This window comes from Aliiroseovarius sp. M344 (assembly GCF_025140835.1).
Taxonomy (GTDB): Bacteria; Pseudomonadota; Alphaproteobacteria; order Rhodobacterales; family Rhodobacteraceae; genus Aliiroseovarius.
This window is the reverse complement of record NZ_CP081153.1, coordinates 586,481-601,289: the sequence shown is the minus strand read 5'-3', so window position 1 is coordinate 601,289 and position 14,809 is coordinate 586,481. Positions and strand designations below refer to the sequence as shown.

The following is a 14,809-nucleotide window of genomic DNA, read 5'->3' as shown; positions in this document are numbered from 1 at the left end:
CGGTAATATCCGCATGTGAGAGGTTTGAAATGTAAGCCACCATAGCAGAAATGGACCTAGATTTCAAAATAACCGACAAACTTGCTAGGCTCTTAACCGCGCGGCCAGCAGGTTCTGGTCCTCTATCACGCGCGGCAGATCAATTGTCGTGATCTGCCCAGCGCGCACAATCTGCCGTCCTTCGACGAACAGATCGCGGACCTGCCGTGGTCCCGCCAAGACTAGAGCCGCCGGATCCCAGCTGCCCGCACTGTCCAATCCTGATACGTCCCAGATTGCGATATCTGCGCGTTTGCCAACAGCAATCTGCCCGCAATCATGGCGTCCCAAAACCTCTGCCCCGCCACGGGTTGCGATGCGCAACACCTCGCGCGCGCTCATCTTATCAGCCCCAAAGGCGACGCGCTGCAGCAACATGGCTTGTCGCGCCTCGTCGATTAGATTGCCCTGATCATTTGACGCCGATCCATCAACACCCAGCCCGACTTTGACGCCCGCGTCGCGCATTTGCCGCACTGGCGCAAACCCGGACCCAAGCCGACAATTCGAACACGGGCAATGGGCAACGCCTGTCCGCGTGTGGGCAAACAGGTCAATCTCGGCCCCATCCAGCTTCACGCAATGGGCATGCCAGACATCGTCACCAACCCAACCTAGCTCCTCGGCATATTGACCGGGACGGCAACCAAACTGTGCTTCGGAATAGGCGATATCCTCGTCATTCTCAGCCAGATGGGTGTGCAGCATCACGCCTTTGTCGCGCGCCAGAATGGCGGCCTCGCGCATCAAATCGCGACTGACCGAGAAGGGAGAGCACGGCGCGACACCCACGCGCAACATCGACCCTTCAGAAGCATCGTGGAAGGCGTCGATCACACGGATGCAGTCTTTTAGGATGTCTGCCTCACGCTCAACCAAACTGTCCGGTGGCAGACCGCCATCGCTTTCACTGATGGACATAGAGCCTCGGGTGGGGTGGAACCGCAGCCCGACCTCGCGTGCGCCATCAATTGTGTCTTCAAGGCGTGAACCGTTTGGAAAAAGATAGAGGTGATCAGCGGACATAGTGCAGCCAGACAAGGCCAGTTCTGCCAGCCCGACCATGGCCGATACGCGCATTTCATCGGGTCCAAATCGCGACCAGATTGGGTACAGTGTTTGTAGCCATCCAAATAAAAGCGCATCCTGCCCCCCCGGCACAGCCCGCGTCAATGTCTGGTAAAGATGGTGGTGCGTATTCACAAGGCCGGGTGTCACCACGGCAGCTTTTGCATCTATGACCTCGCCCTGCGACTTGAGGCCCGTGCCGATCTCGGCGATGGCGCCATCTGCGATCCGAATATCCGTGGACGTCAGCTCGCGACTATCATCATCCATTGTCAAAACGGTTTGCGCGTTGCGGATTAGAAATTCCATGTTGTCTCCTTTAGCCCATTTCGGAGAGACAACCTTGGCGGCGACAGAAAGGGCAAAGGACTCGCGCGCGCCGCCAGTTTGCCACGGGCGCTGCCAATCTCGCAACCTTTTTGGCTGACGGCTTAGGTTCGTGACAGAATTTCCAAGGCGGCGGCATGGATTTCTGCATTGGCTGCTGCGATCACCCGCCCGCCCTGATGCACCGGGCCACCTTCCCAATTGGTGACAACGCCACCTGCGGCTTCGATCACTGCCATCGGACCCTGAATATCATAGGACTGCAGACCTGCCTCGACCACCAAGTCAATGTGGCCCGAGGCGACCAGCCCATAGGCGTAACAATCCAGCCCATAACGGGTCAACTTGACGTGTTCGGACAACCGATGAAACGCCTGCCCTTCTTGCTTCGTTCCGACCTCTGGAAACGTGGTGAACAAAATCGCATCGGAAAGTTCACGCGGCATTCGCGTTTTCAAAGGCCGCGACCCATGCGGTCCATCGACCCGCGCCACGCCAAAACCGCCGACAAAGCGTTCGCCGATATAGGGTTGGTCAATAATGCCAAGTTGGGGGCCATCGTCATCGCCAACCGCTATCAGAACACCCCAAGTGGGCGTGCCTGATAAAAAGGCGCGCGTTCCGTCTATCGGATCAAGCACCCACGTCAGGCCGCTTTCACCAGCGGTCTGGCCAAATTCCTCTCCCAAAATGGCGTCTTGGGGACGAAGCTGGGCCAAAACCTCGCGCATTGCGCGTTCGGCCGCGCGATCGCCTTCTGTAACCGGATCAAATCCCTCGCTGAGCTTGTTATCGGCGATCAGATTGTCGGCGCGAAAAAAGGGCAGAACGGCTTTGCGCGCCGCATCAGCCAAAGCCTCTGCCGCGCGCAACAATTCTTGTTTCGTGTCGTTGTTCAGATCGGTCACTGTCGCACCCCCGCCGCATGTTCACCGGGCGGTAGCAGGGCAACCGGTCGGGCGTCAAGCTCAGGCGACGTCAGACAAGACGCGGGCCAGCTCGAACAACCGTCGGCGTTGATTGTCCGGAATAGCATAATAGCTGCGAACGAGTTCGAGCGCTTCCTTGTCCGCCAGAATGTCGGCGGGCAGGGCGCTTTGGGTATCCGCATCAGGTTTGCTTTCCAAACCTTCAAAGAAGAAACTGACCGGCACAGAAAGCGCGGCTGCTATATCCCAAAGTCTGGACGCCGAAACACGGTTCATGCCAGTTTCGTATTTCTGGATTTGTTGGAACTTGATACCTACTTTTTCAGCCAACTGCTGCTGGGTCATCCCCACCATCCACCGACGGTGACGGACGCGTTTTCCAACATGGACATCCACCGGATGTTTCATTGAACCACTCCTCGTTAGTAGATTGTATTACGCAACCACTGATCACGTGACAGCTCGGTCGCTCAACCTGTCTTTTTGGTCAGCTTTGCCGAAATATTGGAAAAACCATTTAATTACAGCGTGATAAGTGCATATCACTGAGTTTTTTTGGCCTCCACCAATGCGAAAGTCGGCATTGCACCAGCACACGCCAAGGGAGAATAGCAAATTGTTTTGCATTTTGCAACTCCACAACGCTGAGGAGAGCAGTTGATTCTCAACTATCTCGCTCGATTTTCTGGCCGGAACCTCTTATGGAGTTGCTACAAGGAGGCCTCATGAAAACCTTTCGCGTTACAGATTTCCACCAAACCGCACGTTTGACCGACGCCCCTGTTCCTGAACCGGGGCAAGGTCAGGCCTTGGTCGACATAAAAGCCTGTGGGTTGAATTTCGCTGACTTGTTGATGTCGAAGGGCAAGTATCAGGACACCCCGACGCCCCCCTTCTCGCTTGGGATGGAACCTGCTGGCGTGATCTCGGCCCTTGGCCCCAACACCGACGGCCCTGCCCCGGGAACGCGCGTGGTTGTATTCTCTGGCCGCGATGGCTTCGCCGAGCATGGGGTATTTGATGCGGCCCGCTGCCTGCCATTGCCAGACAACATGAGCTTCGAAGATGCTGCTGCTTTTCAAATCGCCTATGGCACCAGCCATGTCGCGCTTGACCACAAAGCCCGCCTGCAACCCGGAGAGACTTTGGTCGTGCTGGGCGCGGCTGGTGGGGTTGGATTAACTGCCGTTGAAATCGGTAAAGTCATGGGCGCGCGGGTGATCGCCTGCGCGCGCGGCGCAGACAAGTTGGAGGTTTGCCGTCGCGCAGGCGCAGATCATCTGATCGACACTGACACACAGGATATCCGCGACGAAGTAAAAGCGCTTGGTGGCGCCGATGTGGTTTACGACGCGATTGGAGGCGCACAGTTCAACGCCGCCTTCCGCGCATGCAATCCCGAAGCGCGTATCCTGCTGATTGGATTTGCCAGCGGCGATTTGCCCGACGTGCGACCGAACCACATGCTGGTTAAGAACATCACACTGATCGGCTTGTATTGGGGAGCGTACCTGAAGTTCCGCCCAGAGGTCCTAACCGAAAGTCTGCGCCAACTGCTGGCGTGGTATGCTGACGGCAAGATCAAACCGCATGTCAGCCATTGCGTGCCACTTGACCAGATCGACGAAGCGCTGGACCTGCTGCGGAACCGCAAATCGACCGGCAAAGTCGTCGTAACGATGGACTGACGTCTCTAAAGATCTTTAAAGGCCTGCCGGATCATCGCCAGAAGGTCTTGTTTCGCCTGACCGCCCGCGTTGTTGGCTGAGTACATATTCACGCGTGTGATTGCCAGATCAGGCAACGCGCCGCCGTGATCAATCTCTTCCAGGAACGGCTGAACGGTGCCGTCGATCACGGCGTGTACTGCAAGATCGGCGGACAAAGACGCCTCGATCGTGCGGGTTGAATCGCCGTCGACCCCCATTTCCCACTGAATGTTTGCCGCCGTCAGAGCCTGCTGAACACCTTTTCTAAAGATACAGTTTCGTTCAAACGCAAGGCGAAGCGGCCGGCAGCGCCAAGCCTGACCATTGGGGGCACCAACCCACACCAGCGGCAAAGCAGCCAGAGTTTCAGCCCCGGCATCCAGCTCTTCCTCGGTGGTCAGGGTGATATCGCACTCGCCCCGCGCAAACATGGATTTCAACCGGCTCGTATAAGATGAGATCAGTTGCACCCGCATCCGCGGATATTCCGCATGAAATTGCCTGAGAACAGACGGTATCGCCGGGTAGACCACATCCGCAGGAACACCCAATACAATCTCGCCTTCATAGGCTTGATCAGTCAGCCGCGAATATACCTCATCGTTCAACCGCATCATTCGACGCGCATATCCAAGCAGCTGCTCGCCGTCGGCTGTCAGTGACACACCCCGCCCGCTTCGGTCCAAAAGCGCGCGCCCTATGCTTTCTTCCAGCCGCTTAAGCTGCATGGACACCGCCGACTGCGTCAGGTGCAAAAGCCCGGCGGCCCGGGTTACCCCGCCAGCATCCGCCACGGTGACAAAACTGCGCAAAGCTGTCAGGTCGAGATTTCGGGGCATATCAATCCTCGTGATATTAGTGCGCAAAAACATTCATTTTACTTATCATTCCTCATCGAGCATAACCATCAGGAAATGTGATGCAACGCCTATCAATCATAAAGTTTCGCAAAGGAGAGACGAGATGTCAGCTGCAATCTGCACCAACACACCCACCGCACGCCATATGGTTTCACCACTTGCGTGGCTGGTTCATGCTTGGGAAACCCACCGCGAGCGCCGTGCGCTTGCAAAATTGGACACAGCCCAGCTTGACGATATCGGTCTGACTTACCGCGATGCACAGCGCGAAGCCCATCGTCCGGTCTGGGATGTTCCGGCGCATTGGCACTAATAAGTGCCCGATCGCACCTAGGTGTTCTATTCCCCTTGAAAAACACGCCGCCCTTGCCGATATTACAGCCAAGGGCGGTTTCCGTTTGGACCCGCCGAGTATGGTTTTTCTGGAGGTCTAAATGGCTGAATTTGATACGGTCCGCTCAGGTGTAGGCACCCGTGCCGCGATTGATGAAGGGCTACGCGCCCACATGAACAAGGTTTATGGGCTAATGTCCGTTGGCCTTTTGATCACTGCGTTGGCCAGTTGGGCCATTGCCGGCCTTGCCGTAACCACCGATCCAACCGGTGCAACTGCCGCGATCCGCGAAGGTCAGTACCTGACTGGTTTGGGTCAGGCGATCTATATGTCGCCTCTGAAATGGGTCGTCATGTTCGCCCCACTCGCCATGGTTTTCGCCTTTGGCGCTGCGATCAATCGTTTGTCCGCCGCTGGTGCGCAACTGTTCTTCTATGCCTTTGCCGTGTTGATGGGTCTGTCGATCAGCTCGATCTTCTTGGTTTTCACTGGCGTATCGATCGTTCAGACCTTCTTGGTCACCGCGATCGCTTTTGCGGGCCTCAGCCTTTATGGTTACACCACCAAGCGTGACCTTGGCCCAATGGGTGCCTTCCTGATCATGGGCCTGATCGGTCTGATCGTCGCCTCGATCGTCAACATTTTCATCGGAAGTTCGATGATCCATTTCGCGATCTCGGTGATCGGTGTGCTGATCTTCGCGGGCCTGACAGCCTATGACACGCAGAAGATCAAGAACGACTACATCCAGCACGCGCAGTCGATGGACAGTGAATGGCTGGCGAAATCCGCGATCATGGGTGCGTTGAACCTGTATCTGGATTTCATCAACTTGTTCATGTTCCTGCTGCAGTTCCTTGGCAACCGCGAGTAATTCGCGACGGATAACAAACAACAGAGGCCGGTCAAATCGACCGGCCTTTTTTGTTGAATGGCAAGTATGAACAGCTTTTTTGAAACCATTGCAAAACTTCTGCTGAGCCCGCTTCTGGTGGCGCAAGCCCTAAGCGTTCGCAACACTGCGACGGCACTGCCAGAACCACCAGGGCACAGGTCTGGCCAATTCGGCACCGGCACCCCCCTGCGCCTCTTGATCGTCGGCGATAGTTCCGCCGCTGGCGTCGGTGCCAAACACCAAACCGAAGCCTTGTCGGGTCAACTGGTACAAGCGCTTGGCGTTTCACATCAAATCCATTGGCAGTTGGTCGCCCGGTCCGGTGCGACCACTCGGGCGGCTCTTCCTCTGCTACGATCGCAAACCCCCGTTCAGACCGATATCGCCCTTGTTGTGCTTGGTGTGAATGACGTGACCAGCCAAATCCCGCTCGCCAATCTGCTTTCCGCGCGGGCAAAACTTTATGAACATCTGTTAAAGGAATGGGGGGCAAAGCGGGTGATCGTTGCGGGCATCCCGCCGCTCGCGAGCTTTCCCCTGTTGCCACAGCCGTTGCGCTGGTTTCTTGGCCTACAGGCCCGCCGATTTGACATCGCGCTGGTCAATCAAGCAGAAGAGATGGGCTTGGACTACATCCCTTTCGATGTGCCTCTGACGGCCGAAATGATGGCCGATGATGGCTTTCACCCTGGTCCAAACACCTATTTCCTGATCAGTAGAAAAGTGGCTCAGAAAATCCTTCACCACTGACCGCCATTTACCGGGCGGGATGCAAACGAAAAGGCCGCGCCCAAAGGCACGGCCCATTCAAAGTCGAAAGGGATCAAGCTTACTTGATCTTACCTTCCTTGTACTCGACATGCTTGCGCACAACCGGGTCGTATTTCTTCACAACCATTTTCTCGGTCATGGTGCGTGCATTTTTCTTGGTCACGTAGAAGTGGCCGGTATCCGCAGTCGAGTTCAGGCGGATCTTGATCGTGGTCGGCTTCGCCATAACAACAGCTCCTATCGGGCGGGCGCATGCCGCCCGGGTAAATCTCTGGAACCCGCCTTTTAGCGCCATTGGCCCCCGAGTCAACAGCCAAATATGAGATTTCCGTCGAAGAAAGCAGAGTTATGCGCGGATGGCCTGTAAGCCGGATTCTGTCCAGGTGTTGCCACCCTGGATGACCATTCCTCTACGATGCCTGTTGCCAGACACCTCTAGCTGCCAACCCGGACCTTTGGGCCAAGACAGCCCTGGGGTTGCCCCCGCAAGGTCCCTATTTGGCATTGCTCCCGGTGGGGCTTGCCGTGCCGCCTCTGTTGCCAGACGCGCGGTGGGCTCTTACCCCACCGTTTCACCGTGACCTGCGACAAGCGCCGGCCGTCTGTTCTCTGTGGCGCTTTCCCTCGGGTTTCCCCGGCCGGGCGTTACCCGGCACCGTTGCCTTGTGGAGTCCGGACTTTCCTCGCGCTTCAAGGTGCAGGCACCCTGTCCCACGCGGTCATCCGGCCATCCGCGCAGCACTCGACTTAGGCGATGCGCTCAGACCGGTCAACAGGGAAGCGTATGGCCAGGTTCGCGATGATCCCCATATCGCGTGCATCCATTGGGCCATGCGCCCATGGTCGGAAGCGCTGTCGCACGGCGTCAAGAACAGCGGCACATCCGGCCTCTGTCGGATACCCAAACTCGGCCGCATGGCTCAAAAACCTTGCTTCATCGGGGGTGGCCGTATGCTCGTCAGGCCAGACGACTAGGTTCTGCCGTGCAAATCGGGACCATGGGAATCGACGCCCGGGGTCCGTCTTCCGATCAGGCGCCATGTCGCTGTGCCCGATCACGCCCTCGACAGGGATGGACCAGCGTTGCATGATCTCTGGCAGCAGCTGGTCAAGTTGGGCCAGTTGCGGTTCACTGAAGGGCGAGGACCCGTCATTGTCGATTTCGATCCCGATCGACCGCGAGTTGATATCATCTTGCCCGCGCCACGTTCCGGCCCCGGCATGCCAAGCGCGCATGTCTTCATTCACCATCTGCATGACCCGCCCATCACGATGCAACAGGTAGTGCGCCGACACTTCGTGCTCAGGTGAACAAAGACGTTCCATCGCCTCGTCAGGTATCGGCATGGCGGTGTAGTGAAGAACGATCAGCGACGGTCGCAACCCATCCCGTCGCGGGCCATAGTTCGGAGACGGACAAGACGCGATTTGCACCTATTCGCTCGGAACGGTTTCGCCGGAAATATTCAGGGTCTCGCCTGGCAGAGGGACGGGATCGGCGATGACGGGCTGCTCTTCTGTCGTCGTTATGCCCAATGCTTCAAGATCGGCCTTGCTGACGCCGGTCTCTTCAACCGTCGTTGTGTCTTCGACTGTGCCGCGCGCGGTGCGGAAAGAGGCCGGGTTCCAGCCGCAGGCAAAACCATCACCATCGGGGTCCAGCCCATTCTTATCGCGCTTGGGGCCACCGGCCTCAAGAAATGCAATCTGTGCGAGGTCGGCCGAGGTGTAGCGTGCGCAGTTGCGGTCCGCCCGTGCATCGCCAGACAGGGCCGAGCGGGAATAGATCGCCTGCCCAACCATATTGGTCGTCGAAAGGGCATATTCCACAACCGAAACCGAGCTGCCGCTGGGGCGCTCGGGCACGGCGACAGGGTCTGCCTGAACATAGGCCGCCTGATAGTTCTCCAGCCGCTGGGCGTCGCTTTCGATGCTTTCACGACCCGCAACGGCATTGAAATCCTGTTCGTCCGAAATACCAGGTGCACCATCTGCACTGTCCAGCGATTGGCTGGTCACCGAACTTCCTTCGATCATCGCTGACAACGGCGCGCCGGACACCGCTTCCGGGCTTGGTGCCACATTAGATGGCGAACGGCTGTCACGCGCGTTGCTGACACAGGCTGCGAGCGACGCAACTGCCGCTATTCCCAGTAGATACCGCATAGAACCCTCTTTCTTGCAGTCAGATTGGTTAATCCGCTCGGATTACCACCATTTCTGGGGCTTTGCCACAAATCCGGCGCGTGCTTCGACCGCCTGAGCGATATTCAGCAGATCGCCTTCTTCCCATGGGCGGCCAATCAATTGCAGACCCAAGGGAAGACCCTGCGCGTCCAAACCGGCCGGAACCGAGATGCCGGGCAGCCCCGCTAGGTTCACGGTCACAGTGAAAACGTCGTTCAGGTACATCTTCACAGGATCGGCGTTTTCCATCTCGCCCAAACCAAACGCCGCAGAGGGCGTGGCGGGGGTCAGAATGGCGTCGACACCTTGGGCAAATACGTCCTCGAAATCTTTCTTGATCAACGCGCGCACTTTTCGGGCGCGGTTGTAATAGGCATCATAGAACCCGGCAGACAGCACGTAAGTGCCGACCATCACGCGGCGCTGCACCTCGTCGCCGAAGCCTTCGGCGCGGGTCTTTTCATACATCTCGGTGATGCCGTCCCCTTGTGCAAGCTTGGCACGGTGGCCGTAGCGAACGCCGTCATAGCGGGCAAGGTTCGACGACGCCTCGGCTGGTGCAATCACATAATAGGCCGGCAGGGCGTATTTCGTATGCGGCAGCGAGATATCAACAATCTCGGCGCCTGCATCGCGCAGCATATCGGCCCCATTGGACCAAAGCGTTTCGATTTCCCCGGGCATTCCGTCCATGTGGTATTCTTTGGGGATACCGATCTTCTTGCCTTTGATATCACCGGTCAGCATGGCTTCGAAATTTGGAACGGCTATATCCGCGCTGGTCGAATCTTTCGCGTCGTGACCACACATAGCCTCCAGCATGATCGCCGCATCACGTACCGATTTGGTCATTGGACCAGCCTGATCAAGTGACGAGGCAAAGGCCACAATACCCCAGCGCGAACAGCGCCCATAGGTTGGTTTGATGCCGGTGATGCCGGTGAACGCGGCGGGTTGGCGGATCGAACCGCCCGTGTCGGTACCGGTCGCGGCCAGACACAGATCGGCGGCGACAGCAGACGCCGAACCGCCCGATGAACCGCCAGGGGTCAGCTTACGGTCATCGACCTTCCAGGGGTTCACAGCATCGCCGTAAACGCTGGTTTCATTGGACGAGCCCATGGCAAATTCGTCCATGTTGAGCTTGCCCAACATGACAGTGCCTGCGTCCAACAGCTTCTGGCTAACGGTCGATTCGTATTCCGGGATGAACCCCTCAAGAATGCGGCTGCCCGCTTGGCTTGCCACACCCTTGGTGCAGAACAGGTCTTTGATGCCCAACGGGATGCCACACATATCAGGCGCGTCGCCTGCCTTGATGCGTGCGTCTGCGGCTTTGGCCTGTTCGCGTGCCAGATCGGGTGTGTTGTGCACAAACGCGCCCAGCGCGCCCGCGCCCTCGATTTCTGTCAGGCAGGCTTCGGTCAGTTCCGCCGACGTCAGGTCGCCCTTGCGCAGCGCATCGCGTGCATCCGCTATCGTCAGTTTGTTCAGATCAGCCATTATTCCACCACCTTCGGCACAGCAAAGAAGCCCTCGCGCGCGTCGGGCGCATTGGACAGGACTTTTTCGGGCATGTCGCCGTCGGTCACAACGTCGTCGCGACGTTTCAGGCGCATCGGCGTGACCGAGGTCATCGGTTCGACCCCATCAACATCGACTTCGTTCAGTTGCTCGATAAAGCCAAGGATCGCATTAAAGTTCTCGGCCAGTTCCGGCAGGCGGTCGTCTTCGACCTTGATGCGGGCCAGATGCGCAACTTTGCGCGCGGTTTCGATATCGATCGACATGGGGTGCTCCCGGGGCTCATGTTTCGCCCTGTCGTTTAGCGCGCACGTGCCCCGCCCGCAAGCCATGTGCGCCGGATGCGGCACTGTCCCACGGGTGACAGGCCGGGTTTTGCTGCTACTCTGGACCTGAAAGATGAAAAAGGAGGCATCCATGCAAATCACATTTCTGGGACATGCAGGTTTTCGGATCGAGATCGAAGGTGCCGTGCTTCTGGTTGACCCTTGGCTGGACGGGAACCCGATGTTTCCCGAGGAACGCCGGGATGAAGCTACAGCGGGCGCGACTCACATCCTGATCACCCATGGGCATGGGGACCACGCATCCTCGACACTCGCCATTGCGCGCGAGAAGAGCATTCCGATTGTCGCCATCCACGAGTTGGCCACTTTTTGGGGCAGTGAGGACGGGATAGAGACCTTGGGCTTCGGCAAAGGCGGCACGGTCGACCTGAACGGCGCGAAGGTCACAATGGTGAACGCCTCGCACTCTGCCAGTTTCGATTATCTGGGTGGGGATCGGCCCCTCTGCGCTGGTTCCGAAGTTGGCTTCATGATCGCTGGCGACGGCCACGTGATCTATCTGTCCGGCGACACCGATATCATGGCGGATATGGAGTGGATGGGTGATTTGCACAAACCCGATATCGGCATTCTCTGCGCGGGCGGGCATTACACGATGGATATGGCCCGCGCTGCCTATGCGGCGAAACGGTATTTCGACTTCAAAACCGTGATTCCCTGTCACTACAAGACGTTCCCGGTTTTGGCACAGTCGGCGGATGAACTGACCCGCGCGCTTCCAGATGTGAACGTGGTGGAGCCGGAGGTTTTGAAACCAATCACGATCTAGCGATCAGCGCCGGGCTGCGAAGAAGTCCTTCAGAACCTGTTCTGCCTCGTCCGCGCCGATGCCGTCATAGATTTCCGGCACATGGTGGCATTGCGGATGGGTGAAGATGCGCGGGCCATGGGCGACGCCGCCCGATTTCGGGTCTGCCGCCCCATAATACACCCGCCGAATACGCGCCGCCGAGATCGCGGTGGCACACATCGCGCAAGGCTCCAACGTGACATACAGGTCGTGTTCCGGCAGGCGTTCGGATCCAGCTTGCGCGCAGCCCTCGCGGATCACCAGAATTTCGGCATGCGCAGTGGGGTCGTTCAGCTCCCGTGTCCGGTTGCCTGCCGCAGCGACGACCTGCCCTGACGGAGACACCAACACCGCACCCACAGGCACTTCGCCGCGCCCGGCAGCGGCGCGGGCTTCTGCCATGGCGGCATCCATGTGGCTTTTGAACCTGCTCATGCCCCCTTTTGCCCCGCAGTTGCACGCTTGCCAAGGCTTCCCCTTTGCGCTGCCCCGCGCTATGCGAAGGCATGACAGACAAAAAACGCCCCCCCAGACCCAAATCGAGTCGCAAACCCGCACCGAAAAAAGTGGATACCGCGACGACCGACCCAACGAAGGGTGATCGCATCGCCAAGGTTCTGGCACGTGCCGGTGTCGCCAGTCGGCGAGAGGCCGAGCGGATGATCGAAGCGGGGCGCGTCAAAGTGAATGGCGCTGTTATTGACAGCCCGGCCCTGAACGTCACCGCCAAGGATGTGATCCTGTTTGACGACGCGCCGTTGGCTGAACCCGAACCGCCGCGCATGTGGCTTTATTACAAACCCATCGGCCTTGTAACGACCGAGCGTGACGAGAAAGGCCGCGACACGGTGTTCGCGGCGCTGCCCGACGACATGCCGCGTGTTGTGAGTGTCGGTCGGCTCGACATCAACTCCGAGGGTTTGTTGCTGTTGACCAATGACGGTGAAGTGAAGCGGAAGCTGGAACTGCCTTCGACGGGATGGACGCGCAAATACCGTGTTCGCGTCAATGGTCGCCCCAGCGAAGACACCCTTGCCCCAGTGCGAAAGGGTATCACCGTCGATGGTGAACGCTTCCAGCCGATGAGCGTTTCGCTGGACCGGCAACAAGGCGCGAATGCGTGGCTAACCATCAGCTTGCGGGAAGGTAAAAACCGCGAAATTCGTCGCGCGATGGAAGCGGTGGGCCTGACCGTCAACCGCCTGCTTCGGGTCAGCTATGGCCCCTTCCAGCTGGGCGAGCTGAAGCCGGGCGAGGTCGAGGAAATCCGGCAGCGCGTCGTGCGCGATCAGTTGGGGATGGAGGATGCAAAGCCTGCGCCTGTGCGGACACGCAAAGAGATACCGCGTGGCAAGCATGGCAGCAAACCGGGTGCCAAACCCGCGTTCAAAGGCGCTGGGCGTCCCGGTGGCAATCCGGGGCAACGCCCTCAAGGCAAGGGGTTCGGTGGCAAAGGGGCAAGCGGCAAACCCCAGGGCCGTCCAGGTGCCCGCAAGAGGTGATGCATCGACGCTCTAAAACAACGAGCCCTGATCTGGTGCGTCCTTTTTAGGCTTCGCTTTGGTTGCCGGTTTGGCCACGGGTGCTTTGGTTGATGTCGACGTCGGCGACCCATCCAGTGCCAAACGGCCATCGGCAAATTCGATCTCCAACGACTTGGCCTTTGCGGCAGTAACCTGTGTCGTAACCACATCCCCATCCCCACGCACAACGGCATAGCCGCGTTTCAGCGTCTCGGTATAACCAAGTGTTTGGCGCATCCGTTCCAAGGCCGACAGGCGATCCGCGTGCCGCTTGGTGTTGGCAAAATAGGCGCGATCCAGACGGCCAGCCAAGATTTTCAGGTCAGCGTCCCGGCGTTTGTTTGCGTCTGTGATCCGCCCCGGATCCAACCGGGCCGTCGCTTTGGACAGGCTGTCGCGCATGGGCTGAAGCCGCGCTGTCAGAACACGCGGACGCAGCCCGGCAGACGCTTCTGCCAATTTAACCCGTCGCGATTGCGCGACATTACGTAGGGCTGCCGGGAGTTTGTGACTTGCGGTGTCAAGCCGCTGGCGCGGGTTTTCCAACAACGCGTCGGGGCGCGGCAGGGCCCGCGACAGGTCGCGCAATCGCTGGCCCCGTTGCGTCAATGCCTGCTCAAGTGAACGGGTCAATCGGGTGCCCTGTTCCTCGGCCCATGCCAACAGCTCCAGACGCACCGGCACGGCATGTTCGGCCGCGGCGGTAGGTGTTGGCGCGCGCAGGTCTGACACGTAATCAATCAGGGTCGTGTCTGTCTCGTGCCCGACGGCAGAAATCAGGGGAATGTCTGAGGCTGCCGCGGCGCGCGCGACACTCTCTTCGTTAAAGCCCCAAAGGTCCTCGATCGAGCCACCGCCGCGTGCGACGATCAGCAGGTCGGGACGCGGCAAAGCGCCACCGGGCTGCATGCGGTTGAACCCCTCGATTGCTGCCGCGACCTGCGGCGCGCAGGCCTCGCCCTGCACCGCCACAGGCCAGATCAGCACCTTACGCGGAAACCGATCCCGCAGACGGTGCAGGATGTCCCGGATCACAGCCCCCGAAGGCGAGGTGACGACACCAATCACGTCCGGCAGGAAAGGGATCTTTTTCTTGCGTTCGGGCGCAAAAAGCCCTTCTGCCGCCAGCGCTTTCTTGCGCTTTTCCAACATCGCCATCAGCGCGCCTTCGCCCGCGACGACAACATCATCCACATTCAACTGATACTTCGACTGACTGCCGAAGGTGGTCAGTTTGCCGGTGACGATCACCTCCATGCCTTCTTCGGGCTTGATCGACAGACGGCTGACCTGCCCTTTCCAACTGACGGCTGCCAGCACGGACCGATCATCCTTCACATCGAAATACAGATGCCCCGAGCGTGCCAACATCACACGTCCGACCTCGCCCCGCACGCGCACACGGCCAAAAGCACCTTCGATGGTTTTTTTCAACGCACCAGAGATTTCCGAGACAGAAAACTCGGGGGCGTTCTCGCCGGGGGTCGGGTCGTCAATCAGGTCCAT

Annotated in this window: 17 protein-coding genes and 1 other RNA gene; 6 read left to right on the top strand and 12 right to left on the bottom strand. The window is 58.7% G+C overall.

Annotated features, from left to right (window positions below):
* Nucleotides 1-84: 84 nt before the first annotated feature.
* The 3 genes from K3556_RS02960 to K3556_RS02950 all read right to left on the bottom strand — a co-directional run bounded on the left by K3556_RS02960 (nt 85) and on the right by K3556_RS02950 (nt 2,771).
* Nucleotides 85-1,416 (bottom strand): 8-oxoguanine deaminase, encoded by a 1,332-nt coding sequence (locus tag K3556_RS02960; protein ID WP_260518242.1) that lies wholly within the window; start codon nt 1,414-1,416, stop codon nt 85-87.
* A gap of 122 nt (nt 1,417-1,538) precedes the next feature.
* Nucleotides 1,539-2,342, bottom strand: coding sequence for a histidinol-phosphatase (gene hisN, locus K3556_RS02955; RefSeq protein WP_409557762.1), 804 nt, complete (start codon nt 2,340-2,342; stop codon nt 1,539-1,541).
* A 60-nt stretch (nt 2,343-2,402) separates the two neighbouring features.
* The gene (locus tag K3556_RS02950) at nt 2,403-2,771 is read right to left on the bottom strand and encodes a helix-turn-helix domain-containing protein (protein WP_260518241.1); all 369 of its coding nucleotides are present in this window, start codon (nt 2,769-2,771) and stop codon (nt 2,403-2,405) included.
* A gap of 317 nt (nt 2,772-3,088) precedes the next feature.
* On the opposite strand from K3556_RS02950, the gene K3556_RS02945 reads away from it, so the two are divergent.
* Nucleotides 3,089-4,051, top strand: a complete 963-nt coding sequence (locus tag K3556_RS02945; RefSeq protein WP_260518240.1) for an NADPH:quinone oxidoreductase family protein — start codon at nt 3,089-3,091, stop codon at nt 4,049-4,051.
* Between the two features lie 5 nt (nt 4,052-4,056).
* Here the strand turns inward: K3556_RS02945 and K3556_RS02940 are convergent, their stop codons facing one another.
* A complete protein-coding gene (locus tag K3556_RS02940) occupies nt 4,057-4,911 on the bottom strand; it encodes a LysR family transcriptional regulator (protein WP_260518239.1) in 855 nt (284 codons plus the stop codon).
* Nucleotides 4,912-5,035: 124 nt separating this feature from the next.
* Here K3556_RS02940 and K3556_RS02935 point away from each other — a divergent pair, with 124 nt between their 5' ends.
* From K3556_RS02935 to K3556_RS02925, 3 genes are all read left to right on the top strand, one after another.
* Nucleotides 5,036-5,245, top strand: coding sequence for a DUF1127 domain-containing protein (locus K3556_RS02935; protein ID WP_260518238.1), 210 nt, complete (start codon nt 5,036-5,038; stop codon nt 5,243-5,245).
* A gap of 121 nt (nt 5,246-5,366) precedes the next feature.
* Nucleotides 5,367-6,140: a Bax inhibitor-1/YccA family protein gene (locus K3556_RS02930; RefSeq protein WP_260518237.1), complete on the top strand. Its 774-nt coding sequence runs from the start codon at nt 5,367-5,369 to the stop codon at nt 6,138-6,140.
* A 66-nt stretch (nt 6,141-6,206) separates the two neighbouring features.
* A complete protein-coding gene (locus K3556_RS02925; RefSeq protein ID WP_260518236.1) occupies nt 6,207-6,911 on the top strand; it encodes an SGNH/GDSL hydrolase family protein in 705 nt (234 codons plus the stop codon).
* Between the two features lie 79 nt (nt 6,912-6,990).
* Here K3556_RS02925 and rpmG read toward each other — a convergent pair whose 3' ends face one another.
* The 6 genes from rpmG to gatC form a co-directional block, all read right to left on the bottom strand.
* Nucleotides 6,991-7,158 (bottom strand): 50S ribosomal protein L33, encoded by a 168-nt coding sequence (rpmG, locus tag K3556_RS02920; RefSeq protein ID WP_008034579.1) that lies wholly within the window; start codon nt 7,156-7,158, stop codon nt 6,991-6,993.
* 122 nt (nt 7,159-7,280) lie between these two features.
* An RNA gene (rnpB, locus tag K3556_RS02915) (RNase P RNA component class A) lies at nt 7,281-7,667 on the bottom strand.
* A 12-nt stretch (nt 7,668-7,679) separates the two neighbouring features.
* A complete protein-coding gene (locus K3556_RS02910) occupies nt 7,680-8,366 on the bottom strand; it encodes an N-acetylmuramoyl-L-alanine amidase (protein ID WP_260518235.1) in 687 nt (228 codons plus the stop codon).
* Nucleotides 8,367-9,098: a hypothetical protein gene (locus K3556_RS02905; RefSeq protein ID WP_260518234.1), complete on the bottom strand. Its 732-nt coding sequence runs from the start codon at nt 9,096-9,098 to the stop codon at nt 8,367-8,369. It abuts the gene before it with no gap.
* A 42-nt stretch (nt 9,099-9,140) separates the two neighbouring features.
* Complete coding sequence (gene gatA, locus K3556_RS02900) at nt 9,141-10,622, bottom strand: Asp-tRNA(Asn)/Glu-tRNA(Gln) amidotransferase subunit GatA (protein ID WP_260518233.1); 1,482 nt, start codon at nt 10,620-10,622, stop codon at nt 9,141-9,143.
* A complete protein-coding gene (gatC, locus tag K3556_RS02895) occupies nt 10,622-10,909 on the bottom strand; it encodes an Asp-tRNA(Asn)/Glu-tRNA(Gln) amidotransferase subunit GatC (RefSeq protein WP_260518232.1) in 288 nt (95 codons plus the stop codon). The genes gatA and gatC overlap by 1 nt, the downstream gene beginning before the upstream one ends.
* 151 nt (nt 10,910-11,060) lie before the next feature.
* Here gatC and K3556_RS02890 point away from each other — a divergent pair, with 151 nt between their 5' ends.
* Nucleotides 11,061-11,759, top strand: coding sequence for a metal-dependent hydrolase (locus K3556_RS02890; RefSeq protein ID WP_260518231.1), 699 nt, complete (start codon nt 11,061-11,063; stop codon nt 11,757-11,759).
* Between the two features lie 3 nt (nt 11,760-11,762).
* On the opposite strand, the gene K3556_RS02885 is transcribed toward K3556_RS02890, so the two are convergent.
* Nucleotides 11,763-12,215 (bottom strand): nucleoside deaminase, encoded by a 453-nt coding sequence (locus K3556_RS02885; protein WP_260518230.1) that lies wholly within the window; start codon nt 12,213-12,215, stop codon nt 11,763-11,765.
* 71 nt (nt 12,216-12,286) lie between these two features.
* Here K3556_RS02885 and K3556_RS02880 point away from each other — a divergent pair, with 71 nt between their 5' ends.
* A complete protein-coding gene (locus K3556_RS02880) occupies nt 12,287-13,282 on the top strand; it encodes a pseudouridine synthase (protein ID WP_409557761.1) in 996 nt (331 codons plus the stop codon).
* A gap of 12 nt (nt 13,283-13,294) precedes the next feature.
* Here the strand turns inward: K3556_RS02880 and xseA are convergent, their stop codons facing one another.
* Entirely contained in the window at nt 13,295-14,809 is a 1,515-nt protein-coding gene (gene xseA, locus K3556_RS02875) for an exodeoxyribonuclease VII large subunit (RefSeq protein ID WP_260518228.1), read from the bottom strand.